Genomic DNA, 21,892 nt, shown 5'->3' on the forward strand with positions numbered 1-21,892 from the left:
GTGTATGCCACAAAAACCGCTTGAAGGCCCACAACTGGTTGTCATGACCATTGCGCTGGCTCTGGCGACATTCATGCAGGTGCTGGATTCGACAATTGCAAACGTCGCCATTCCCACCATTGCAGGTAACCTGGGCTCTTCGTTGAGCCAGGGTACCTGGGTTATTACCTCATTTGGGGTGGCTAACGCTATCTCCATCCCCATTACCGGCTGGCTCGCCAAACGGGTGGGCGAGGTAAAATTATTCCTGTGGTCCACCGGTGCTTTTGCCGTGGCCTCCTGGGCGTGTGGGATGTCCAACAGCCTGACGATGCTGATTTTTTTCCGTGTCATACAGGGTGTGGTTGCTGGTCCGTTGATCCCGCTGTCACAGAGTTTGCTACTGAGTAATTATCCTCCTGCCAAACGGAGTATTGCTCTTGCACTGTGGTCAATGACTGTTATCGTTGCGCCGATATGCGGCCCTATTCTGGGTGGCTGGATCAGCGATAACTACCACTGGGGCTGGATATTCTTTATCAACGTCCCCATTGGGGCCATCGTGGTAATGATGACACTGCAAACCCTGCGCGGCCGTGAAACACGCACCGAACAACGGCGCATAGACGCCATTGGGCTGGCATTGCTGGTATTAGGTATTGGTTGCCTGCAGGTTATGCTTGACCAGGGGAAAGAGCTGGACTGGTTCAATTCGAAAGAAATTATCATTCTGACGATTATCGCGGTCGTTGCTCTCAGTTTTTTGGTGGTATGGGAACTCACTGACGACAATCCCATCGTGGACTTGTCATTGTTCAAGTCGAGAAACTTTACCATTGGCTGCCTGTGTATCAGCCTTGCTTACATGCTCTACTTTGGCGCGATTGTGCTGTTGCCTCAGTTATTGCAGGAAGTTTATGGTTACACAGCAACCTGGGCAGGCCTGGCATCAGCGCCGGTCGGGGTGATTCCGGTCATTCTGTCACCGATTATTGGCCGTTTTGCCCATAAACTGGATATGCGCCGTCTGGTCACCTTCAGCTTTATTATGTATGCGGTGTGCTTCTACTGGCGGGCATGGACATTCGAACCCGGAATGGATTTTGGCGCTTCTGCGTGGCCACAGTTCATTCAGGGCTTCGCTGTTGCCTGCTTCTTTATGCCGCTGACGACCATTACGCTTTCCGGTCTGCCGCCGGAGCGCCTGGCCGCAGCATCCAGTCTGTCGAACTTTACGCGAACACTGGCAGGTTCAATAGGGACGTCTATCACGACAACGATGTGGACCGACCGGGAATCACTGCATCATGCGCATCTGACAGAATCTGTGACGCCGTATAACCTAAACGCACAGCAGATGTACAACCAGTTAGAAGGCATGGGAATGTCTCACCAGCAGGCTTCCGGGTATATTGCCCAGCAAATCACTAACCAGGGGCTGATTATCTCCGCCAACGAAATATTCTGGATTTCAGCCGCCGTGTTTATTGTTTTGCTGAGTCTGGTATGGTTTGCCAAACCACCGTTCAGTTCAGGCGGTGGTGGCGGTGGCGCTCACTGACAGGTGCAACCAGAGCATTAAAATCTGAGCGCGGGCGATGTAAATCCCGCGCTTTTTTTATTGCGCCATTCTCCCTGTCAACGCCAAAAAACAGCACCAGCGCAAAACCGTTTTTGCCAGAATCCCACCTGTCACCCGTAAAAAAAGAGAGGCTCACGAGCCTCTCTTCAGATTGATGAAAAAGAAGGGAAAAGCGTGGTTTTTCCTTCTTTTTGGTTAGCAGCCGAAAATTAATGAATTGATTTTCCTGGTTTTTTATTGGGTGATATCCTCTCGTTCTGTGCGGACATGAGGATCGTCGTCAGACTCAAGAGAGGCTCTCGAGCCTCTCTTTTGACTGATAACAAACTGGTTCAGCTCATCAGAACTGATGGCTGTCAGATATGCAGTTCTTTCAGCTTCTCTTTAGGCAGCGCCAGTTCCTGGTTGCTGTTTACCCCTACGCCACGTTCGATAATATGGCGGGCAATATCCTGAGCTTCAGACAGAGAGTGCATTTCCCATGTACCGCACTGGTAAACATTCAGTTCCGGGATCTGAGACTGATCCTGAACTTTCAGCACATCACTCATTGCCGCTTTCCAGGCATCAGCGACACGCTGTTCGCCAGGCTGGCCAATCAGGCTCATATAGAAACCGGTACGACAGCCCATCGGAGAAATATCGATTATCTCCACGCCATCACCATTAAGGTGATTACGCATAAAGCCGGCAAACAAGTGTTCAAGGGTATGAATCCCTCGTTCTGGCATAACTTCCTTATTCGGGATACAAAAACGCAGGTCGAATACGGTAATAGTATCGCCATGCGGCGTATGCATCGTTTTCGCTACACGTACCGCTGGTGCGCCCATACGGGTATGGTCAACAGTGAAGCTATCCAACAATGGCATCTGATCACCTCCGATAAGTGATTTTTTTTAAAAATAAACTGAACTATTAATTCCGGGGCGAGTCTGAGTATATGAAAGACGCGCATTTGTTATCATCATCCCTGTCTTCAGAGATGAATTATTTGGCCACAGTAATGTGGCCTTTTCTTTTGGTTCATGCCTGGCGGGCAAGCAGTGCCTCGAATGTTTCGCTATCGCTCTCTTCCAGCACCTTCTGGCGCGTTACAGACGCATCACGCTCACGGTCAAAATCGGCCTGAGTGAGGATCTCCAGCGGCTCTTTCATTAACAAGTCACGGTAATGAGCAGCCAGCGCTTTACCAGTACCACCAATACCATTATCGATCATAGATCGTAAAATACGCGCTGAATAGGTTAATTCCGGGTTCTCAAAGCTGGCAACCAGCTGGTCGCAAACATTCAGGTAAGCCGGAGTATCTGTCATGGCATCCAGTGTTTGCGCCACGCGGCGCAAATCAGCAAACAGCGCCATACCCAACTCTTTCAGTGAGTGTTGTGTTGCATGGCAGCCCGTTTCAAGCATGGCAAACACATCCAGCATCAGGCCAGGCTTGCGCCCTTCGATAATAACCTTATTCCAGTTTTTACGGGTACAGGCCAGCTCATCCTTGTTCATTTCTGGCGCATCAGCAAGCACACACCAAATCATAAACAAATCAAGGAAACGTACCTGGCTTTCATCCACACCAATAGGTGAGAAGGGGTTAATATCGAGCGAACGCACCTCAATATACTCCACTCCGCCGCGCAGCAACGCATCTGAAGGCGATTCACCCGCCCGGGTAACACGCTTGGGCCGAATCGGCGCATACAGCTCATTTTCAATCTGCAAAATATTGGTGTTCAGTTGTAACCACTGACCATTCTTTTGCAGCCCCAATTGGCTGTATTCCAGTGAAGGTGTATGGATAGCCTGTTTCAGGTTCTCAACATAGCTTGAAAGGTGGTTATAAGTGATATTCAGCTGGCTCTGGGATTTATTGGTGTACCCCAGGTCACTGAGACGCAGTGACGTACCATATGGCAGGTAATACAGGCCATTTTCTGTCTGTTCAAAAGGCAACGCACTCGGTTTGCCTTGCAGGAACGAAGAACAAATCGCCGGTGATGCCCCAAACAAATAAGGAATAACCCAGCCAAAACGGTAGTAATTACGAATCAGGCGGAAATAGCCTTCAGATATTGCTTCTTTACCGCTCACTTCGTCGGTAATGCCAGCTCTCGCCTGCCAGAAAGACAGTGGCAGCGAAAAGTTGTAATGCACGCCAGAAATGGTTTGCATCAATGCCCCGTAACGGTTTTTCAACCCTTCACGGTAGAGTGTTTTAAAACGCCCCAGATTTGAACTGCCATATTGCGCCAGTTCAATATCCTGCCCATTTTCAATAAAACACGGCATACTCAGCGGCCACATCCGTTCGTCACCAATGTTGTTCGCTGTATGGCGATGTAAATCCCGCATAAAGCGCAGCATATGGCCGATATCACGGTCTACTGGAGTAATAAACTCCAGCAGGGCTTCGGCAAAGTCTGTGGTAATCCATTTATGTGTCAGCGCAGCACCAAGACGCTCCGGGTGCCCTGTTGTTGCAAGCGAGCCATCAGGTGCAACACGCAGTGTTTCACGTTCCAGCCCACGGCGAATACCTGCAACCGCTTGTGGATGTTGTTCAAGCCAGGCTAATGCCTGTGATACGTCAGGGATCAAATTGACCTCCCGCCTGTCAAAATTCTTCTGTTAAGCATAATTGTAATGGTTGACGAATAAAGGTCACTCCTGGCGAGTAATAAACCTGTTTGCCGGAAACGAAAGTTTTTGAGTATGCCGCTCCAGTCTTGTGAGCACTGACACCACACCCTGCCCTTTCGCACATCAACAACAATTACCCGCCCTGTTTTACCCTTGCCACCACGCCATCCCTTGTACTGTTACCAGCATGATAAATACATAACGCAGTGCCTTACCCAGGCACAACCAGAGGACTACTGGCCCCCAGGCCATACGCAGCCATCCGGCCATCAAACACAACAAATCCCCAATCAACGGTAACCAACTCAATAGTAGCGTAACGGGGCCAAACCGATTTAACCATTGTAAGGCTCTGTCATGCCGGTGGCTGGTTTCCCGTAACGGGAACAGGCGCCCTAGAATAACGTTTGTCAGACCGCCAAGGCTATTACCGATTGATGCGGTTATGACTAATAACCAGGGGGAACTGTTTCCGGCAACTAATAACCCCGCCAGCACAGCCTCCGAGCTTCCCGGTAACAACGTGGCACTCAGAAAGCTACTGGTGAATAAAGAGAGTACGGGTAGCCAGTCACTCACAGCGTGCGAACGTCCACAACCGCCATGCCTGCACGTTGTGCAGCCTCAATACCAAAGTCCGCATCTTCAAATACAACACACTTGTGTGCGGCCACTCCCATTAACTCCGCACAGCGCAAAAAAGTGTCGGGCGCGGGTTTATGGTGTTCGACATCATCAGCGGTTACTACAGCATCAAAGTACTGGCTCAGCCCCAGATGATTTAACAGCAACCCGGCCACGCGGCTTTCACTCCCGGTGCCTACCGCCATCGGTTTCTTGCCATACCAGGCTTTCACCACGTCAATTAAAGGCAGTGGTGTCACACTGTCCAGCAACATCGTTTTTACCAGTGCTGTTTTTTCATCTGCCAGAACATGAGGCGAGAGTGAGCCATTATTCCAGTTGATAATCGCCTGGGCGATTTGCCAGGTAGGCGCGCCATTCAGGGCAATAATGGCCTGCTCGTCCAGTTGCATATCATAGCGAGCCAGTACAGTGCGCCAGGCTTTACGATGCGTGGGTTCGGTATCCAGAATTGTGCCGTCCATATCAAATATCAGGCCATCATACTGTGCATACATCGGAACCTCCGGCAAGATGAAAAGAGAGGCTACTTTAGCGCACCTGGTAATATTTGTCGCTGCCAAAGGTGTATTGCCCGCATTTACCTGTCGAATTAACCCTTTTAATAAAAAGGGAATTCTGTTTCTACGGGCCATCAGAATAGCTCGGGTAAGCGATTAATCCAAACGGCTAAGGCGCAGGAGAAGGAGCGCTGAGATAAAACGGCAAACAGGAAATAATGAAATTAAAATAGTGGAGTAGAAACAAGGAAACTCAGAAGATGGGGATATAAAGAAAACAAGGAGATGGTGCATCCGGGAGGATTCGAACCTCCGACCGCTCGGTTCGTAGCCGAGTACTCTATCCAGCTGAGCTACGGATGCATCGGGTATGACATAAAACTGGCGCATAAAAGCAGAGATGGTGCATCCGGGAGGATTCGAACCTCCGACCGCTCGGTTCGTAGCCGAGTACTCTATCCAGCTGAGCTACGGATGCATCGGAATAACTACTTTACAGCCAACCTTTACCACTGCGACAGCAATAAAGGACATAACGCATTCTGAAAGGCTCTGGTTGCATTACCTTTCCTGCCATTGCATTAACAATGGTAACCTCACTGCCACTACATTTGGTGTAGTGCGTTTACTACCTGCTACTGGTGAGTAAACAAGAGATGGTGCATCCGGGAGGATTCGAACCTCCGACCGCTCGGTTCGTAGCCGAGTACTCTATCCAGCTGAGCTACGGATGCAAAATGGCGGTGAGAGAGGGATTCGAACCCTCGATGCAGCTTTTGACCGCATACTCCCTTAGCAGGGGAGCGCCTTCAGCCTCTCGGCCATCTCACCACACGCCTCTTGCGAGGAACTCCGAAGAACTTGTTTCTGCTCATCGGCGTTGCGTGGCGCACATATTACTTTCTGAGACTTATAAGTCAAACAATTTTTCCGGAGTTCTAATCGTTTGCACATTTCACAAACAATTCGCCTGTTTTACCAGCGCGAAGCTGTTTTTTTACTCGCAAACAAAGCCAGTCACCCCACTTAAAGTGGCAGCAACGCTTATGGTATCAGCGAACAAAACAGACAGGGAAAACAACAAAAACGCGGATAAAACCGATTAAAAACCTGGAAGGGAGCGCCTCGCACAAATGCGAGACGCTTTAGATCAGTAGCTGGACTGTTGTGACTTTTCAGCCTGGATACGCTGGTAAATTTCTTCACGGTGTACAGAAACTTCTTTCGGGGCATTTACACCAATGCGCACCTGGTTACCTTTTACCCCAAGAACTGTCACGGTTACCTCATCACCAATCATGAGGGTTTCACCAACTCGACGAGTCAGAATCAGCATTCTTTGCTCCTTGAAAGATTAAAAGAGTCGGGTTGCTTGTACCCCGGCCTATCCATCATATAACGAGTACCGCCATGGATGACAAACACATATGTGTCAGTAGTCATTGCACAGCCTGCTGTTACTTAGTTTAGCCGATATACGACACTTCAACCCGACTTTATCATTTTTGCCAGCGCGTTAAAGTCTTAGCGCCATTTATTCACAAAATGGCGCCTGTTACGCTTATAATTTTACAGTTTGGCTGCTACCCAGCTTTCAACGCTGGCCAGCGCACCAGGCAGCGCCTGTGCATCCGTCCCACCGGCCTGAGCCATATCGGGACGGCCACCACCTTTACCACCAACTTGCTGTGCAACCATGCCGATCAACTCACCCGCTTTAATACGGTCGGTAAGATCTTTAGATACCCCGGCAATCAACGAAACTTTCCCTTCTGCGGCAGTCCCAAGGACAATCACAGTGGAGCCCAGTTGATTTTTTAGGTCATCTACCATCGTGCGCAACATTTTCGGTTCAACATCGCTCAACTCGCTCACCAACAGCTTAATGCCTTTCACATCGACAGCTTTGCTGGACAGGCTGGCGCTTTCTTGTACCGCCTGCTGAGCTTTCAGTTGTTGCAATTCTTTCTCAAGCTGACGTGTCCGGTCAATCACAGCGCGTACTTTATCAGCTAAATTGTGACTGTCGCCTTTAAGTAATTGTGCAATATCCGTCAACTCGTCGCTTTGGTTATGCATCACGGCCACCGCACCTTCACCCGTTACGGCTTCAATACGGCGAACACCAGCTGCAGTACCTGATTCAGCAACAATATGGAACAGGCCAATATCGCCGGTTCTGCTGGCGTGAGTACCACCACACAGTTCAGTAGAGAAATCCCCCATGCTCAGCACACGCACGCGCTCATCGTATTTTTCACCGAACAGCGCCATGGCCCCTTTCTCTTTTGCTGCATCAAGGTCCATCACATGGGTTTCAATCGGCAAGTTACGGCGAATCTGTGCGTTAACGATATCTTCTACGGCACGGATTTCTTCCGCCTTCATCGCCTCAAAATGCGAGAAGTCAAAACGCAGTGCTTTATCATTAACCAGTGAGCCTTTCTGCGCAACATGTGTACCAAGCACCTGACGCAGCGCCGCATGCAATAAGTGAGTTGCAGAGTGGTTAAGGCGAATGCGTGACCGACGTGCTTCATCAACCTGCGCATTCACACTGTCGCCCACTTTAAGCATACCTGCTGCCACAGTACCCTGATGACCTATTGCCTGGCCATATTTTTGCGTGTCAGACACAGTAAAAGTGGCATTAGCAGATTTCAGTTCACCGGTATCACCAACCTGGCCGCCAGACTCACCATAGAACGGAGTTTTATCCAGCACAACAACAGCTTCCTGCCCGGCAGTAACCTGTTCTGTTTGCTTACCATCTACAAACAGCGCCGTCACTTTGCCGGTCACGGCCAGTTCTTCATAGCCTTTAAATTCAGATGCATCATCAACACGAATCATCGCATTGTAATCCGCACCGAAACCACTGGATTCACGGGCACGGCGGCGTTGTGATTCCATCGCAGCTTCAAAACCAGCTTCATCAACTTTGATATTGCGTTCACGGCACACATCAGCAGTCAAGTCCACAGGGAAGCCATAGGTATCATACAGGCGGAAAGCTGTTTCACCATCAAGGGTATCCCCTTTCAGTTGCGCCAGCTCTTCATCCAGCAGCGCCAGGCCGCGTTCCAGTGTACGGGCAAATTGCTCTTCTTCTGTTTTCAGAACTTGTTCAACCAAAGCCTGCTGGCGTTGCAAATCTTCGCCAGCCGCACCCATAACCTGAATCAACGGTGCAACCAGTTTGTAGAAGAAGGTGTCTTTCGCCCCCAGCATATTACCGTGACGAATTGCGCGACGAATAATACGGCGCAAAACATAACCACGGTTTTCATTGGAAGGTGTTACACCATCTGCAATCAGGAACGCACAGGAACGAATGTGGTCGGCAATTACCCGCAGTGATTTGCTGCCCAAATCCGTCGCGCCAGTTACATCAGCAACTGATTTGATAAGATTGCGGAACAAATCAATATCGTAGTTTGAATTCACATGTTGCAGAACAGCGGCAATACGCTCCAGCCCCATACCGGTATCTACCGAAGGCTTCGGTAACGGAACCATTGACCCGTCCGCCTGACGGTTAAACTGCATGAAGACGATGTTCCAGATTTCAATATAACGGTCGCCGTCTTCTTCCGGGCTCCCCGGAGGCCCACCCCAAATATGGTCGCCATGATCATAGAAAATTTCAGAACATGGGCCGCAAGGGCCGGTGTCACCCATTTGCCAGAAGTTATCTGACGCGTAAGGCGCGCCTTTATTATCGCCAATGCGAATAATACGTTCACGCGGAACGCCAACTTCTTTTTCCCAGATAGCATACGCCTCGTCATCGCTTTCATAGACGGTTACCCAGAGGCGGTCTTTGGGCAGGTTGAACCACTGCTCACCCGTCAGCAGTTCCCAGGCAAACTGGATGGCATCATGCTTGAAGTAATCACCAAAGCTGAAGTTACCCAGCATTTCAAAGAAAGTGTGATGGCGTGCGGTGTAACCTACGTTTTCGAGGTCATTATGTTTACCACCGGCCCGCACACAACGCTGCGCGGTTGTCGCACGCGAGTAATTACGTTTATCAAGACCAAGGAAAACATCCTTGAACTGGTTCATCCCGGCGTTGGTAAACAGCAATGTCGGGTCGTTATTTGGAATCAGGGAGCTACTTGCAACAACCTGATGTCCCTTGCTATGGAAAAAGTCGAGAAACGCCTGACGGATCTCAGCGGTGCTCTTGCTCATAATTATCCTGAAATCAAGCTAACGGAGTCTTGTAAAACCACCATGATAAACGCTATTACGCTTTCATGTGCGCTTTTACCGGGAAAAAAGTGGGAATAAGATATGTTTTCTTAGCGGGGAAGTAAAATCCCTATGCGTTTGGTCGGTAAAAATTCTGTCACAGCTCATCATATTCTGAGTAAATCTGCTGTATCTCTTCCATGTAGAAACCACGATATTGCAGAAAACGCTGCACTTTGATTTTCTCCGGGAAGCCCGCAGGCAGTGGTGTACCGAATTTACGCCGGGCTACATCCCGGGCCAGTGCCACCCAGTCACCGTCAAAAGCCATAAAGGCGCTGTCAATTTCTTCGCGCCCCACGCCTTTTTGCTGCATTTCCTGGCGGATACGTTGCGCGCCATACCCTTTACGGTAGCGGCTTTCAATGAAACGCACAGCAAAACGGCTGTCATCAAGCCAGTTATGTTCGCGGCAAGCGTGAATAACCTGTTCAATTTCTTCTGGCCGCACAGCCTCTTGCTCCAGGTCTTTACTGAACCGGGAAGGCGTGGCGAGTTTGCGGCGTAACTCCAGTTCACTGTGGTCACGCATAGCCAGCATGCGCACTGCACGTTCCTGCAAACCACGTACCCGCTCTTCAGGTGTTTTTGGCGTGTTTTTTCTCTGGGTGGTACGCGGCACAGGTGTATTCTGTTGCCCGTGAATTACCCGGTCTGGTAATGATTCACCTTCACCCGGCTTCCCTGATGTGTTTTGCCACGCCTTTGGTTCATAAGGCTCGCAAGGTTCAACGGAATGCGAGGACGGTTTGGATGAGGGGGAACGGGGCATAAAGTGCACTCCAGAAAGAGTTCAGGGCCGCCGAAGCAGCCCTGATTATATTCAGTACATTTATTCTGTACGTCATTCATTCTGTACATTCATTCAAGGCATTCATTCCAAACAAGAATCCGAAAAAATCATTCAAAATAAGGGCTAAGAATAATCATTCAAAACTGCCTGTAACCGGAACGACATACCTTCAGCACAGTGCGCCTGGATTAAAACTCTTCCTGCGCGTTGTCTGCATGGTCTTCTGTTTCATCAGCAGAGAAATCAGGCGTGCTATCCTGGTTATTGAGCAGCATTTCACGCAGCTTGCTTTCAATCACTTTGGCAACGGCTTCATTCTCTTTCAGGTAGCTGGTGGCGTTTGCTTTACCCTGGCCAATTTTGTCACCATTGTAGCTGTACCATGCACCGGCTTTTTCAATAAGCTTATGCTTCACGCCCAGGTCAACCAGCTCGCCGTAGAAGTTAATACCTTCACCGTAGAGAATCTGGAACTCAGCCTGTTTAAACGGTGCGGCAACTTTATTTTTCACAACCTTAACGCGGGTTTCACTCCCCACCACGTTATCGCCTTCTTTCACCGCGCCAATACGGCGGATGTCCAGGCGAACAGAGGCATAGAACTTCAGTGCGTTACCACCCGTAGTGGTTTCCGGGTTACCAAACATCACACCAATCTTCATACGGATCTGGTTGATGAAAATAAGCAGCGTATTGGACTGTTTCAGGTTACCGGCAAGCTTACGCATTGCCTGGCTCATCATACGTGCAGCCAGCCCCATGTGCGAATCACCGATTTCGCCTTCAATTTCAGCTTTTGGTGTCAGTGCTGCAACGGAGTCAACAACAAGAACATCGACAGCGCCAGAACGCGCCAGTGCATCACAAATTTCCAGAGCCTGTTCGCCAGTATCCGGCTGTGAACACAGCAGGTTATCAATATCAACACCCAGTTTACGGGCATAAACAGGATCAAGGGCATGTTCCGCATCAATGAACGCACAGGTTTTACCTTCACGCTGCGCGGCAGCAATAACCTGCAGTGTCAGTGTTGTTTTACCTGAGGATTCCGGCCCATAGATCTCTACGATACGGCCCATCGGCAAGCCACCTGCACCCAGAGCGATATCCAGGGAGAGTGAACCGGTGGAGATCGTTTCCACATCCATAGTGCGGTCTTCACCCAGGCGCATGATGGAGCCTTTACCGAATTGTTTTTCAATTTGGCCCAGTGCTGCCGCCAACGCTTTTTGCTTGTTTTCGTCGATAGCCATTTTTACTCCTGTCATGCAGCCCAGAGTGATTGCTCTACCTGCTGCGTTTCACGAATGCTGTTTTGTTGAACTGATTATACTGTACAATCATACAGTATCAAGCAATTTGTAGAAAATCTTCAGCCAGGGTTTTAAGGGCAAAGGCTGTCGCCTGGCGGCGCACTGCTTCCCTGTCGCCACTAAAACACTGGTGGCAAGCGGTTACTTTCCCGTTTTGGCTTGCAAAACCAAACCAGACTGTACCCACCGGTTTTTCCGCACTTCCACCACCCGGGCCTGCAATACCACTGACCGCAACTGCGAAAGAAGCTTCGGCCGCCTGCATGGCTCCCTGAGCCATTTCGCGGACAACCTGCTCACTGACCGCGCCATAACTGAGTAATGTTTCCGGGTGAACCCCAATCATGGCCTGTTTGGCATCATTACTGTAAGTCACGAAACCACGCTCAAACCAGGCGGAACTCCCGGCGATATCAGTAATAACTTTCGCAATCCAGCCCCCGGTGCAGGACTCGGCAGTCGTCAGTGTTGCTCTCTGTTGCAGCAATGCTTCACCAACCTGCTCACTGAGCTGCATTAAAGCCTGGTCGCTCATTATATTACCCATTGTACCTCCACTTTTTTTGCTCTGGCTACGCGCCCCAGCCCGTAATGCCCGGAAGTAGTCAACTCTGCGGGCCACGCCGAAAAACTCGCCCGCAGACGGGCACCCACGCAGAAAACGCCGCCCTCAGGGCAAACGCTTATTGCCCCCGAGCCTGGGCAACTGCCAGCCCCAGTTGCCACACAGCCATCGCATAATGGGTACTGTGGTTGTAGCGGGTTATGGCGTAGAAGTTTGGTAACCCATACCAGTATTGATATGAGGTGCCCATATCCAGCCGTAACAGGCTGACTTGCTGATGTGCGCCAAGGGGTTGCTGTGGCGTTAACCCTGCCATCGTCAGCATCGACGGACTGTATTTTGTGTTGTACCCGGTATCCAGACCAGGAGCCTGGCCGTTTGCCATAATAGCAACCTGGTCGCCGGGCACCCACCCATTAGCTCTAAAGTAATTAGCCACACTACCAATCGCATCAACCGGATCCCATAAATTAATATGACCATCACCGTTGAAATCAACCGCATATTGTTTAAAAGAGGAAGGCATAAACTGCCCATAGCCCATCGCCCCGGCGAAAGATCCGCGTAAATCCAGTGGGTCATCGCCTTCAGAGCGTGCCATCAGCAAGAAGGTTTCCAGTTCTCCCTGGAAATAAGTGGCGCGGCGTGGGTAATCAAAGGAGAGAGTCGCCAGCGCATCAAGTATGCGGGTTTTCCCCATCACTCTACCCCAGCGCGTTTCTACGCCAATAATGCCGACGATAATTTCCGGTGGAACGCCATACACCTGCCATGCACGGTTGAGTGCATCCTGGTACTGATTCCAGAAAACCACACCATTCTGTATGTTGTCGGGTGTAATAAATTTCTGGCGGTAACGCAACCATGCACCATTTGGCCCGGTAGGAGCCATTGCCGTTGGTGCCTGCCTGTCCATCAGGCGCAAAACATAATCAAGACGCTTTGCCTGAGATAAGATCTCGTGGAGTTGCTGGCGGTCAAAACCATGTTTACTGACCATCATATCAATAAACTGTTCAGCCACCGGGTTAGTGGCGAAATCACCACTCAGCACCATCTGGTTATGTTGTGGATCCAACAAAAAACCACCTGACGGCGAGCCCACAGTGGGTGCCGCTACTGGTGTTTGTGTTTGGGGTTTGCTGCTGCACGCTGTGAGTAATAACGCAGCAGGAAGCATAAGAGCATAACGACGCTTCAGCATGAAGTAGTCCATAAATAGCAGCCGAAATTAAAGAGCCTTAATGGTAAATCAACTTCCGGTTGCCAGGTAGCGTAACAAGCGTGAAAGCACAGGTTTTTACGATTCGTCCTGTTTTCATCCTCATCCCTTCACACACAAACAGAGCACCTGTGATGCAGAATAAAGCCTGTCAAAGTTATCAACAGGACAAACAATGCACACCAAAAAGTTTCGGCAGGTATGAGGTACAGCCGAAATTTGTAACGATAGTGGATTTGTCACCGACGTTACATAAAAGAGAAATCTTTCATCCTCTCAATATGGTGTTTTTAATGTAACCACAAGCGTGACAAAAATCTCACTTAAGCACCTCAGCAGACATGAACAAAGGCATTGATTGACTTAAGTCAAATTATTCTAAATAAAACAAAATTAGTTTATAAATTTCAATGGATTATAAAAGGATTTTCCGTGGCACTACATGGTAAGTTTGTAATCAATGATGCTGATTTCTCCCCCTTAACGATTTATGGCGTCGGCACTTTTATGGCTTTTTCTGGTAAGGGAGCGTATCGCAATCGTGGGGCTTGTGCGCATATTCCGACAGAAGGCCCCATTCCACCGGGTAAGTGCTGGATTGTGTAAAGAGGGCAAGGAGGCGGATTATCTAAAATGTGGGGAGGCGTGAAAGATTTATATAACAAGATTTCGAGCGGTTCCGAATTCATGCGCTCTGAATGGTTTGCACTCTATCGCGATGGTATCAGTATTAGCGATTATACATGGGTTAATAGTATTCAACGCGGCCTTTTCCGTCTTCACCCGGGAACGATTTCTGAAGGGTGCATTACTCTTCCCCATAATTCCGATTACTCCCGGTTACGAAATGCATTATTAAACACCCCCATGATTTCTGTTCCCTGCATGAAGAATTTAAAAGCTTATGGAAGCATTGAGGTTATCATAAATGGTTCTAAAAATTGCTAAAGTACTGGGTGTCGTAATCAGTAAGATAGTTTTATTTCTCGCAATTTTTACCATTGCAGCAAGGCTGATAGATGCATCAACTTTTATCAGTTATGACAAATCAGCACATTTTGGTGAATGGCTACACGGCTATCGGGCTCCGGAAAATTATGATGATCTGTGGTTTGTTGTGAATGCAGGTTTATCAATGATAAGTGCTGTTGTCTCCTATAACATAGTGATGTGGGTAATCAGAAAAGTGCGCCAATAATGGCGCACCAGCAATTAACGCATATTCCATGCATCTGTATGTTTTACGTTACCATCTACATAGTGCCTGGTGATTTTTTCATATTGCATACCTACTGATTCCATATGGTTTATTTGAGAATTAGCAACATATTTAATATTAGGCATTCCCGGATTAACGCCAGTGATTTTCACACCTTCAATCAGCATAATGAAATAACACTCTTCATGTCCGGCATCGTTTATTTTATACCGACGTAATTCACCACTTTTAAGTGTTTGCCCTTGAGAAACAGCCTTATACAGATATGGGCTGGATGCATCAAACTCTTTCTCAATCATGAACGGTGAATGGTTACGAGTACCAGTAATTTTACCGTTTACCGGGCCCACAGGGAGATTAAGCCCATGGCTAAAACCAACAACTTCAATGCTACCTTCCCGCCCCTGGACATCAACAGAGCCCTTGATGTGTGAACCGCCATCGTCATACAGCCACAAATAACCAGGAATTGGCATATAAATTTCCTTATTTATCAATGAAAATGGAAATTCATACTAATATAAAGCACTTTCTGGCACCTGACATAAATCTACCAAGAATAAAAACGCGCCAGGAAACGGGAAATGGGTTTTACTGAGCAAAAACGCTTACCAACTGCCTGCCTCCACACACAATTCCCCGCCCTTCCTCCACATACCGCATCTCCCCACTCAGTCGGTGATAAAAACGGCTCGATCACGATCGATAACCTTTCACATCGAAATATTTATCTTTCACAATGAGATCAAGTTAACACATTTTAATGTTTCATTTTGATTATGATAAGCCATCACTTCATAACAAGTGACCCTCACTACCCGACAGGAGAATAAGAATGATTGATGTCATAACACACAGTGCCGAATGGTTTATCGGGCTGTTTCAGAAGGGAGGCACCGTCTTCACCGGCATGGTGACCGGCATACTGCCGCTGTTGATCAGTTTGCTGGTTGTCATGAATGCGCTGATCAATTTCATAGGGCAGGACAGAATTGAACGCCTTGCCCAACGCTGTGCAGGTAACCCGGTATCACGTTACCTGTTGCTGCCGATTATTGGCACATTTGTGTTCTGTAACCCAATGACACTTAGCCTGGGGCGTTTTATGCCGGAAAAATACAAGCCCAGCTATTACGCCGCCGCATCCTACAGTTGCCACTCAATGAACGGGTTATTTCCACATATCAACCCCGGTGAGTTGTTCGTCTACCTGGGGATAGCCAATGGCCTGACCACCCTCGGCCTGCCGTTGGCACCTCTCGCCGTCAGCTATTTATTTGTCGGCATGGTCACTAACTTCTTCCGTGGCTGGATAACCGATCTCACCACCTCCATTTTTGAGAAAAAAATGGGGATCCAGTTAGCCCGTCAGGTTCAACTTTAAAGGACATCCATTATGCGTACCGTTCAAATTATTAAAGGCACTGGCGGCTGGGGTGGCCCACTCACACTGGTAGCAGAGCCAGGCAAGAAGATTGTCTATATCACAGCAGGCACCCGCCCGGCGATTGTGGATAAGCTCAGCGAACTGACCGGATGGGAAGCGGTGGATGGCTTTAAAGAAGGTGAGCCCCCCGCAGAAGAGATTGGTGTCGCGGTTATTGACTGTGGAGGCACCTTGCGTTGCGGTATCTACCCTAAACGCCGTATCCCCACCATCAACATTCACTCAACCGGGAAATCTGGCCCTCTTGCCCAATTTATTGTGGAAGATATTTATGTTTCCGGCGTGAAAGAGCACAACATTTCACTGCTGGGTGAAGACGAAACACAGGCCTCACAGCCTGCGCCGGTTACCAATCCCACACTACAGGCAGAAGCAAAACAGCACACAGCACGGGACTATGACACCAGCAAAAAAATCACTGAACAAAGTGATGGTCTGCTGGCAAAAATTGGTATGGGAATGGGTTCTGTGGTGGCGGTTTTCTTCCAGGCCGGGCGCGATACCATTGATACGGTTCTGAAAACCATTTTGCCTTTTATGGCCTTTGTTTCAGCACTGATAGGCATCATCATGGCTTCCGGCCTGGGCGACTGGATTGCTCATGGTCTGTCTCCCCTGGCAAGCAACCCTGTTGGGCTGGTTATACTGGCGTTGATTTGTTCCTTCCCGTTTCTGTCACCATTTCTCGGCCCAGGCGCAGTCATCGCTCAGGTTATCGGCGTGCTGATTGGCGTGCAAATTGGCCTTGGCAATATTCCTCCTCATCTTGCGCTCCCTGCGTTGTTTGCTATCAACGCACAAGCCGCCTGTGATTTTATCCCGGTAGGGCTGTCACTGGCAGAAGCGCGCCAGGATACCGTTCGGGTTGGGGTGCCTTCCGTGCTGGTTGGCCGCTTTTTGACTGGCGCGCCAACAGTGCTTATTGCATGGCTGGTGTCCGGGTTTATTTATCAGTGAGGTACCGAATGCACACTATTTATCAGACCACCATTACACATATTGGCGAACACGCATGTGACGCGCTGCTCGACAACATGCTGATTACTTTCCGTGAAGGAGCGCCGGCAGACATTGAAGCGTTCTGTTTTATCCACAGCCATGGCGCACTGAATGCCGACCTGGCACCCGGCTGCACACTGGAACTGGCCGGGCACCGTTACCCCGTTACCGCTGTGGGCTCAGTTGCCGGGCAAAACTTGCGTGAACTGGGGCATATCACCTTGCGCTTCGATGGCAGTGAACAGGCGGAATATCCCGGGTGCGTTCATGTCGCCGGGCAAACGCCATGTGACATTCCCACGGGCAGCACTATCAAATTTATTGCTTAACAGGTTACTTAAGGAGTTACACATGAATCAGGTTGCCGTTGTCATTGGTGGGGGACAAACTCTTGGTGCGTTCCTTTGCCATGGGCTCGCACAAGAAGGGTACTGCGTAGCGGTTGTTGATATTCAAAGCGATAAAGCCTCGCGTGTTGCACAAACCATTAACGATGAATTTGGTGAAGGCACTGCCTGCGGGTTTGGTGCCGATGCCACCAGCGAGCAAAGCGTCATGGCGGTAGCCCGTGGTGTGGATGAGTTTTTTGGCCGGGTTGATTTACTGGTGTATAGCGCCGGTATTGCCAAAGCGGCGTTTATTTCTGACTTTGCACTGGGTGATTTTGACCGTTCATTACAAGTAAACCTGGTTGGCTACTTTCTGTGTGCGCGTGAATTTTCACGCCTGATGATTCGCGACAATATCCAGGGGCGTATTATTCAGATTAACTCGAAGTCCGGGAAAGTGGGGAGCAAACATAACTCGGGGTACAGTGCGGCAAAATTTGGTGGTGTGGGGCTGACACAATCGCTGGCGCTGGATCTGGCTGAATACGGAATTACTGTTCACTCACTGATGCTTGGCAACCTGTTGAAATCCCCGATGTTCCAGTCACTGCTACCGCAATACGCGCAGAAACTGGGGATCGAGCCCGAGCAGGTGGAACAGTATTATATTGATAAAGTCCCGCTAAAACGCGGTTGTGATTACCAGGATGTCCTGAACTTATTGCTGTTTTACGCCAGTGACAAAGCCTCTTATTGTACCGGGCAGTCAATCAATATAACTGGTGGGCAGGTCATGTTTTAACACTGACTGATACCTTACCCTGCTGTGCGGGCCACTTCTCTTTTAGGCAAGTGGCCCCAGCCAGCGTTCAGCACCATGCGGCTACTAAGGCGTAGTAACTAAACGCTTGCGGGTAACAGAGTAAGCACAATGAAAGGAGACATCTATGGTTAGCGCGCTGATTACTCTCGCCGCCATTGCCTGGTTCAGCCAGATGGTTCTGGGGGCATGGCAAATATACCGTTTCAACCGTGCATTTGATGCACTTTGCCTGAAAGGCCGGGTAGGTGTTGGCCGTTCTGGCGGCCGTTTTCGCCCCAGAGTAGTGGTGGCCATTGCCCTCGATGAGCAAGAACGTGTCATTGATTCATTTCTGATGAAAGGGCTGACTATTTTTGCAAAACCCAGAGCACTTCCCAATATTCAGGGGCTCTCAAAGCAACAATTACAATCTGATGTGATCTTTCCCAATGATCAGAACTGTCAGAATGCTCTATTATTAGCGCTTAAACTGAAACAAAGATAATTTCGTTTTGAACGCTTATGGCTTGCGAAGTTATCATTTTGCAAATTTTGTAAGGTTAGCTAATGAAACCACGTCAACGCCAGGCCGCCATTCTTGAGCATCTGCAGAAACAAGGTAAATCTTCGGTTGAAGAACTGGCTCAGTTCTTTGCCACCACAGGAACCACCATTCGCAAAGATTTGGTGTCACTGGAAAACGCCGGTACCGTCATTCGCACCTACGGTGGCGTGATGCTGAACAAAGACGAAGCCGATCCCCCCATTGATCACAAAACCCTGATTAATACCCGACAAAAAAAAGAAATTGCGCACACCGCCGTCGGTTTTATTCAGGATGGCGACTCCATTATTCTGGATGCCGGGAGTACCGTGCTGCAAATGGTGCCGCTGCTGGAGCACTTTAACAACATCACGGTAATGACCAACAGCCTGCATATCGTCAATGCACTTTCTGAACTGGATAACGAACAAACCATCCTGATGCCGGGTGGCACATTTCGCAAAAAATCCGCCTCTTTTCATGGGCAGCTGGCCGAAAATGCCTTTGAGCACTTCAGCTTCGATAAATTATTCATGGGTACCGATGGTATTGACCTGAATGCGGGTGTAACCACGTTTAATGAGGTATTTACTGTCAGTAAAGCAATGTGTAACGCCGCAAGGCAAGTTATTCTGATGGCAGACTCAACCAAATTTGGGCGCAAAAGCCCGAACGTTGTGTGTGGATTAGACCAGGTAGATATATTGATAACGGACAATGGCATCAGCCCGGAATTCCACAAAGCACTGGAAGACTCCGGGATAAAAGTCATTATCACAGGAGAAAATAATGAGTGATTCTCTGCTCGCCGCCGCCAAAAACACCCTGCTTCTGGAGTTACATGAAGCCAGTAAATTACCAGAGCGTCTTGATGAAGGCTTTCTGAAAGCAGCTAAAGCAGTGCTGCACTGCAATGGCAAAGTGATTGTGTCCGGTATGGGAAAATCCGGCCATATTGGCAGAAAACTGGCCGCGACACTTGCCAGTACCGGGACACCGGCTTTCTTTGTTCACCCGGCAGAAGCGCTGCATGGTGATCTGGGCATGATTGAATCGCGCGATATCCTGTTATTTATCTCCTATTCCGGCACGGCAAAAGAGCTGGATTTTATCCTCCCCCGCCTGGCTGAAAAACAAGTATTGTTACTGGCAATAACCGGCAAGAACACCTCTCCTCTGGCACAGGCAGCACACGCAGTTATTGATATTTCGATTGAGCGTGAAGCCTGCCCAATGCATCTGGCGCCTACCTCCAGCACCGTAAATACCCTGATGATGGGCGATGCGTTGGCAATGGCAGTCATGCAGGCGCGCGGGTTTAACGAAGAAGATTTTGCCCGCTCTCACCCTGCAGGGGCGCTCGGCGCACGCTTACTCAACCGGGTACACCATTTGATGCGCCAGGGCGAAAATGTGCCACAGGTTACCGACAGCGCAACAGTGATGGACGCAATGCTGGAATTAAGCCGTACTGGCCTGGGAATGGTACCCGTCGTTAATACACGCACTGAAGTCAGTGGTGTCTTTACCGATGGTGATTTAAGGCGTTGGCTGGTAGGTGGCGGTAAACTGGAAGACAGTGTCACTCAGGCAATGACTCGTGGTGGGTTTACACTGAATGCTGACAGCCGTGCTGTAGAAGCAAAAGAACAACTTATGAACCGGCGCATCAGCGCCGCGCCTGTCACTGACAGTAATCACAAACTGGCAGGGGCTATTAACCTGCAAGATTTCTGGCAGGCTGGCATTTTATAACGCCACTGCCGCTCTGGCAGAAAGAACGTTTTCAGAAACAAAACAACCGGAAAAAGCCGCACTCACGCGGCTTCGTCCGGCTGTTCCCTCAGCGACCATTAATTATTTGGTCAGTTCTGCGGTCATATGAACCTGGTTACCATCACGGGCTTCAGTGATGTGGTAAGACGCACCATCCTGTTTAGCCTCTGCAGCAATTTTCGCTTCCGCACCATCCAGAGTACTGGCGGTGGCGCTCACAGTTTGTGCAAAGCTTGCAGTAGAAACCAGGGTTAACGCAGCAACAGCAAAAAGCGTTTTCATCATTTTCATGGTCTTGTTCCTAATTCAATTCATCTATCAATACTGGTAAAAGGCCTGTGCCTTCGATGGGTGAAATAATAACTCTAGAAATTATTAGCATGGTAGCAAAAAGTGCGATCCAGATCACTTTCTTATATTCAGAAAATAAAAACGCAGCACGCATCCGTTACCGATTGGTAATACTTTCATACTGTTATAGGCTGGCTTATCGGCGCGGGCAGATACGGTAAAAAGGTGACTCATGGCTTCCTCCATACAAAGCAAGGTTTTGAACCCATTCTCCATTGGATTTCTTCTTTTCCCGGGGGTGACGCAACTGGACTTAACCGGCCCGTGGGAAGTGTTTTCCCGTGCGCCGGGTGCTCAGGTGCACCTTATCTGGAAGACACGAGACATTGTTCAGTCTGACAAAGGCATGGGGATTCAACCCACGGCGACCTTTACCGACTGCCCACAACTTGACTTAATTTGTGTACCCGGTGGCCCCGGCCAAATCCCGCTGATGGATGACACTGAAACCCTGCAGTTTCTGCGTGAACGGGCGCAACAGGCGCGTTTTATCACGGCAGTATGTACTGGCGCATTAGTGCTGGGAGCTGCCGGGCTGCTGCATGGCTACCAGGCAACAACGCACTGGGCCTCACTGGACCAACTTGCCCTGCTTGGCGCCATTCCGCTGGCACAACGAGTGGTGCATGATGGCAACAGAATTACCGGGGCGGGTGTTACATCGGGTATTGATTTTGCGCTGAGCGTAATAAGTGATATTTGGGGAGCAGATATCGCTCAGGGGATTCAGCTACAACTGGAGTATGCCCCACAACCACCGTTTAACAGTGGCACACCAGGCCAGGCACCACGCGATGTGCTGGCACAGGTGCAACTCACTAACCAGGCATTCGCCAGCCAGCGCCTTGCTGTTACCCGGCACACGGCAAGCTACCAGGTAAAACAATCTGATTATGGTGATGGCTGGCATATTGCCGTGCTGGAAA

General features: G+C 49.4%; 22 protein-coding genes, 4 tRNA genes and 2 pseudogenes. 11 read left to right on the forward strand and 17 right to left on the reverse strand.

Translation table 11 applies throughout. The annotated features are described in order from the left end of the window. The first annotated feature begins 4 nt into the window (after positions 1–4). Entirely contained in the window at positions 5–1,540 is a 1,536-nt protein-coding gene (emrB, locus tag A9B99_RS20715; RefSeq protein ID WP_064600872.1) for a multidrug efflux MFS transporter permease subunit EmrB, read from the forward strand. Here the strand turns inward: emrB and A9B99_RS20720 are convergent. The 15 genes from A9B99_RS20720 to mltB all read right to left on the reverse strand — a co-directional run bounded on the left by A9B99_RS20720 (position 1,506) and on the right by mltB (position 13,481). Beyond that, entirely contained in the window at positions 1,506–1,697 is a 192-nt protein-coding gene (locus A9B99_RS20720; protein WP_064600874.1) for a hypothetical protein, read from the reverse strand. The genes emrB and A9B99_RS20720 overlap by 35 nt on opposite strands. Before the next feature lie 220 nt (positions 1,698–1,917). Further along, positions 1,918–2,433: an S-ribosylhomocysteine lyase gene (luxS, locus tag A9B99_RS20725; protein WP_064600876.1), complete on the reverse strand. Its 516-nt coding sequence runs from the start codon at positions 2,431–2,433 to the stop codon at positions 1,918–1,920. 154 nt (positions 2,434–2,587) lie between these two features. Then, positions 2,588–4,162: a glutamate--cysteine ligase gene (gene gshA / locus A9B99_RS20730; RefSeq protein ID WP_064600878.1), complete on the reverse strand. Its 1,575-nt coding sequence runs from the start codon at positions 4,160–4,162 to the stop codon at positions 2,588–2,590. Between the two features lie 189 nt (positions 4,163–4,351). Next, on the reverse strand, positions 4,352–4,783 hold the full coding sequence (locus A9B99_RS20735) for a YqaA family protein (protein ID WP_064600880.1): 432 nt from the start codon (positions 4,781–4,783) through the stop codon (positions 4,352–4,354). Next, positions 4,780–5,346 carry a fructose-1-phosphate/6-phosphogluconate phosphatase gene (gene yqaB, locus A9B99_RS20740; RefSeq protein ID WP_064600881.1) on the reverse strand — a complete coding sequence of 189 codons (567 nt, stop codon included), beginning with the start codon at positions 5,344–5,346 and terminating at the stop codon, positions 4,780–4,782. The genes A9B99_RS20735 and yqaB overlap by 4 nt, the downstream gene beginning before the upstream one ends. Positions 5,347–5,635: 289 nt before the next feature. Then, positions 5,636–5,712, reverse strand: a tRNA-Arg gene (locus A9B99_RS20745). A 38-nt stretch (positions 5,713–5,750) separates the two neighbouring features. After that, a tRNA-Arg gene (locus A9B99_RS20750) sits at positions 5,751–5,827 on the reverse strand. 179 nt (positions 5,828–6,006) lie between these two features. Then, positions 6,007–6,083, reverse strand: a tRNA-Arg gene (locus tag A9B99_RS20755). A 4-nt stretch (positions 6,084–6,087) separates the two neighbouring features. Next, positions 6,088–6,180: transfer RNA gene (locus A9B99_RS20760), tRNA-Ser, on the reverse strand. A 319-nt stretch (positions 6,181–6,499) separates the two neighbouring features. After that, the gene (gene csrA, locus A9B99_RS20765) at positions 6,500–6,685 is read right to left on the reverse strand and encodes a carbon storage regulator CsrA (protein WP_000906486.1); all 186 of its coding nucleotides are present in this window, start codon (positions 6,683–6,685) and stop codon (positions 6,500–6,502) included. Positions 6,686–6,918: 233 nt separating this feature from the next. After that, positions 6,919–9,546: an alanine--tRNA ligase gene (gene alaS, locus A9B99_RS20770; RefSeq protein ID WP_064600884.1), complete on the reverse strand. Its 2,628-nt coding sequence runs from the start codon at positions 9,544–9,546 to the stop codon at positions 6,919–6,921. Between the two features lie 157 nt (positions 9,547–9,703). Continuing rightward, positions 9,704–10,147, reverse strand: a complete 444-nt coding sequence (locus A9B99_RS20775; protein ID WP_082917932.1) for a regulatory protein RecX — start codon at positions 10,145–10,147, stop codon at positions 9,704–9,706. Between the two features lie 440 nt (positions 10,148–10,587). Next, positions 10,588–11,652, reverse strand: coding sequence for a recombinase RecA (gene recA / locus A9B99_RS20780; RefSeq protein WP_064600886.1), 1,065 nt, complete (start codon positions 11,650–11,652; stop codon positions 10,588–10,590). A 97-nt stretch (positions 11,653–11,749) separates the two neighbouring features. After that, on the reverse strand, positions 11,750–12,247 hold the full coding sequence (pncC, locus tag A9B99_RS20785) for a nicotinamide-nucleotide amidase (protein WP_064601025.1): 498 nt from the start codon (positions 12,245–12,247) through the stop codon (positions 11,750–11,752). 148 nt (positions 12,248–12,395) lie between these two features. After that, a complete protein-coding gene (gene mltB, locus A9B99_RS20790; protein ID WP_064600888.1) occupies positions 12,396–13,481 on the reverse strand; it encodes a lytic murein transglycosylase B in 1,086 nt (361 codons plus the stop codon). A 450-nt stretch (positions 13,482–13,931) separates the two neighbouring features. On the opposite strand from mltB, the pseudogene A9B99_RS20795 reads away from it, so the two are divergent. Both A9B99_RS20795 and A9B99_RS20800 read left to right on the forward strand, forming a co-directional pair. Then, positions 13,932–14,447 (forward strand): annotated as a pseudogene (locus A9B99_RS20795) (DUF2778 domain-containing protein). Beyond that, positions 14,428–14,697: a hypothetical protein gene (locus A9B99_RS20800; RefSeq protein ID WP_051691251.1), complete on the forward strand. Its 270-nt coding sequence runs from the start codon at positions 14,428–14,430 to the stop codon at positions 14,695–14,697. Before A9B99_RS20795 ends, A9B99_RS20800 begins: the two are co-directional and overlap by 20 nt. 14 nt (positions 14,698–14,711) lie before the next feature. Here the strand turns inward: A9B99_RS20800 and A9B99_RS20805 are convergent, their stop codons facing one another. Beyond that, a complete protein-coding gene (locus A9B99_RS20805) occupies positions 14,712–15,194 on the reverse strand; it encodes an Hcp family type VI secretion system effector (protein WP_064600890.1) in 483 nt (160 codons plus the stop codon). A 359-nt stretch (positions 15,195–15,553) separates the two neighbouring features. Between A9B99_RS20805 and srlA the strand changes: the two genes are divergently transcribed. The 7 genes from srlA (at position 15,554) to gutQ (ending at position 20,594) form a co-directional block, all read left to right on the forward strand. After that, a complete protein-coding gene (srlA, locus tag A9B99_RS20810) occupies positions 15,554–16,102 on the forward strand; it encodes a PTS glucitol/sorbitol transporter subunit IIC (protein WP_064600892.1) in 549 nt (182 codons plus the stop codon). A gap of 12 nt (positions 16,103–16,114) precedes the next feature. After that, the gene (gene srlE / locus A9B99_RS20815) at positions 16,115–17,122 is read left to right on the forward strand and encodes a PTS glucitol/sorbitol transporter subunit IIB (RefSeq protein ID WP_064600894.1); all 1,008 of its coding nucleotides are present in this window, start codon (positions 16,115–16,117) and stop codon (positions 17,120–17,122) included. Positions 17,123–17,130: 8 nt separating this feature from the next. Further along, entirely contained in the window at positions 17,131–17,493 is a 363-nt protein-coding gene (gene srlB, locus A9B99_RS20820; RefSeq protein WP_064600896.1) for a PTS glucitol/sorbitol transporter subunit IIA, read from the forward strand. Positions 17,494–17,515: 22 nt separating this feature from the next. After that, positions 17,516–18,295, forward strand: a complete 780-nt coding sequence (gene srlD, locus A9B99_RS20825) for a sorbitol-6-phosphate dehydrogenase (protein ID WP_064600899.1) — start codon at positions 17,516–17,518, stop codon at positions 18,293–18,295. A 145-nt stretch (positions 18,296–18,440) separates the two neighbouring features. Next, complete coding sequence (gene gutM / locus A9B99_RS20830) at positions 18,441–18,800, forward strand: transcriptional regulator GutM (protein ID WP_064600901.1); 360 nt, start codon at positions 18,441–18,443, stop codon at positions 18,798–18,800. 62 nt (positions 18,801–18,862) lie between these two features. Continuing rightward, positions 18,863–19,636 (forward strand): glucitol operon DNA-binding transcriptional repressor SrlR, encoded by a 774-nt coding sequence (gene srlR, locus A9B99_RS20835; protein ID WP_064600903.1) that lies wholly within the window; start codon positions 18,863–18,865, stop codon positions 19,634–19,636. Beyond that, positions 19,629–20,594 (forward strand): arabinose-5-phosphate isomerase GutQ, encoded by a 966-nt coding sequence (gene gutQ, locus A9B99_RS20840; protein WP_064600905.1) that lies wholly within the window; start codon positions 19,629–19,631, stop codon positions 20,592–20,594. Before srlR ends, gutQ begins: the two co-directional genes overlap by 8 nt. Positions 20,595–20,696: 102 nt before the next feature. Here the strand turns inward: gutQ and A9B99_RS20845 are convergent, their stop codons facing one another. Further along, positions 20,697–20,906, reverse strand: coding sequence for a YdgH/BhsA/McbA-like domain containing protein (locus tag A9B99_RS20845; protein WP_064600908.1), 210 nt, complete (start codon positions 20,904–20,906; stop codon positions 20,697–20,699). 232 nt (positions 20,907–21,138) lie between these two features. On the opposite strand from A9B99_RS20845, the pseudogene A9B99_RS24320 reads away from it, so the two are divergent. Next, a pseudogene (locus tag A9B99_RS24320) lies at positions 21,139–21,837 on the forward strand (DJ-1/PfpI family protein); the annotation flags it as partial. Positions 21,838–21,892 lie beyond the last annotated feature (55 nt).

The organism is Mangrovibacter phragmitis, assembly GCF_001655675.1.
GTDB classification, from domain to species: Bacteria; Pseudomonadota; Gammaproteobacteria; order Enterobacterales; family Enterobacteriaceae; genus Mangrovibacter; species Mangrovibacter phragmitis.

What these genes read in the sequence shown, in the direction of transcription:
- emrB (WP_064600872.1), top strand. Translation starts at nt 5, where the DNA reads ATGCCACAAAAACCGCTTGAAGGCCCACAACTGGTTGTCATGACCATT.
- luxS (WP_064600876.1), bottom strand. Translation starts at nt 2,433, where the DNA reads ATGCCATTGTTGGATAGCTTCACTGTTGACCATACCCGTATGGGCGCA.
- yqaB (WP_064600881.1), bottom strand. Translation starts at nt 5,346, where the DNA reads ATGTATGCACAGTATGATGGCCTGATATTTGATATGGACGGCACAATT.
- csrA (WP_000906486.1), bottom strand. Translation starts at nt 6,685, where the DNA reads ATGCTGATTCTGACTCGTCGAGTTGGTGAAACCCTCATGATTGGTGAT.
- alaS (WP_064600884.1), bottom strand. Translation starts at nt 9,546, where the DNA reads ATGAGCAAGAGCACCGCTGAGATCCGTCAGGCGTTTCTCGACTTTTTC.
- A9B99_RS20775 (WP_082917932.1), bottom strand. Translation starts at nt 10,147, where the DNA reads ATGCTGGCTATGCGTGACCACAGTGAACTGGAGTTACGCCGCAAACTC.
- recA (WP_064600886.1), bottom strand. Translation starts at nt 11,652, where the DNA reads ATGGCTATCGACGAAAACAAGCAAAAAGCGTTGGCGGCAGCACTGGGC.
- pncC (WP_064601025.1), bottom strand. Translation starts at nt 12,247, where the DNA reads ATGAGCGACCAGGCTTTAATGCAGCTCAGTGAGCAGGTTGGTGAAGCA.
- mltB (WP_064600888.1), bottom strand. Translation starts at nt 13,481, where the DNA reads ATGCTGAAGCGTCGTTATGCTCTTATGCTTCCTGCTGCGTTATTACTC.
- A9B99_RS20800 (WP_051691251.1), top strand. Translation starts at nt 14,428, where the DNA reads ATGGTTCTAAAAATTGCTAAAGTACTGGGTGTCGTAATCAGTAAGATA.
- A9B99_RS20805 (WP_064600890.1), bottom strand. Translation starts at nt 15,194, where the DNA reads ATGCCAATTCCTGGTTATTTGTGGCTGTATGACGATGGCGGTTCACAC.
- srlA (WP_064600892.1), top strand. Translation starts at nt 15,554, where the DNA reads ATGATTGATGTCATAACACACAGTGCCGAATGGTTTATCGGGCTGTTT.
- srlE (WP_064600894.1), top strand. Translation starts at nt 16,115, where the DNA reads ATGCGTACCGTTCAAATTATTAAAGGCACTGGCGGCTGGGGTGGCCCA.
- srlB (WP_064600896.1), top strand. Translation starts at nt 17,131, where the DNA reads ATGCACACTATTTATCAGACCACCATTACACATATTGGCGAACACGCA.
- srlD (WP_064600899.1), top strand. Translation starts at nt 17,516, where the DNA reads ATGAATCAGGTTGCCGTTGTCATTGGTGGGGGACAAACTCTTGGTGCG.
- gutM (WP_064600901.1), top strand. Translation starts at nt 18,441, where the DNA reads ATGGTTAGCGCGCTGATTACTCTCGCCGCCATTGCCTGGTTCAGCCAG.
- srlR (WP_064600903.1), top strand. Translation starts at nt 18,863, where the DNA reads ATGAAACCACGTCAACGCCAGGCCGCCATTCTTGAGCATCTGCAGAAA.
- gutQ (WP_064600905.1), top strand. Translation starts at nt 19,629, where the DNA reads ATGAGTGATTCTCTGCTCGCCGCCGCCAAAAACACCCTGCTTCTGGAG.
- A9B99_RS20845 (WP_064600908.1), bottom strand. Translation starts at nt 20,906, where the DNA reads ATGAAAATGATGAAAACGCTTTTTGCTGTTGCTGCGTTAACCCTGGTT.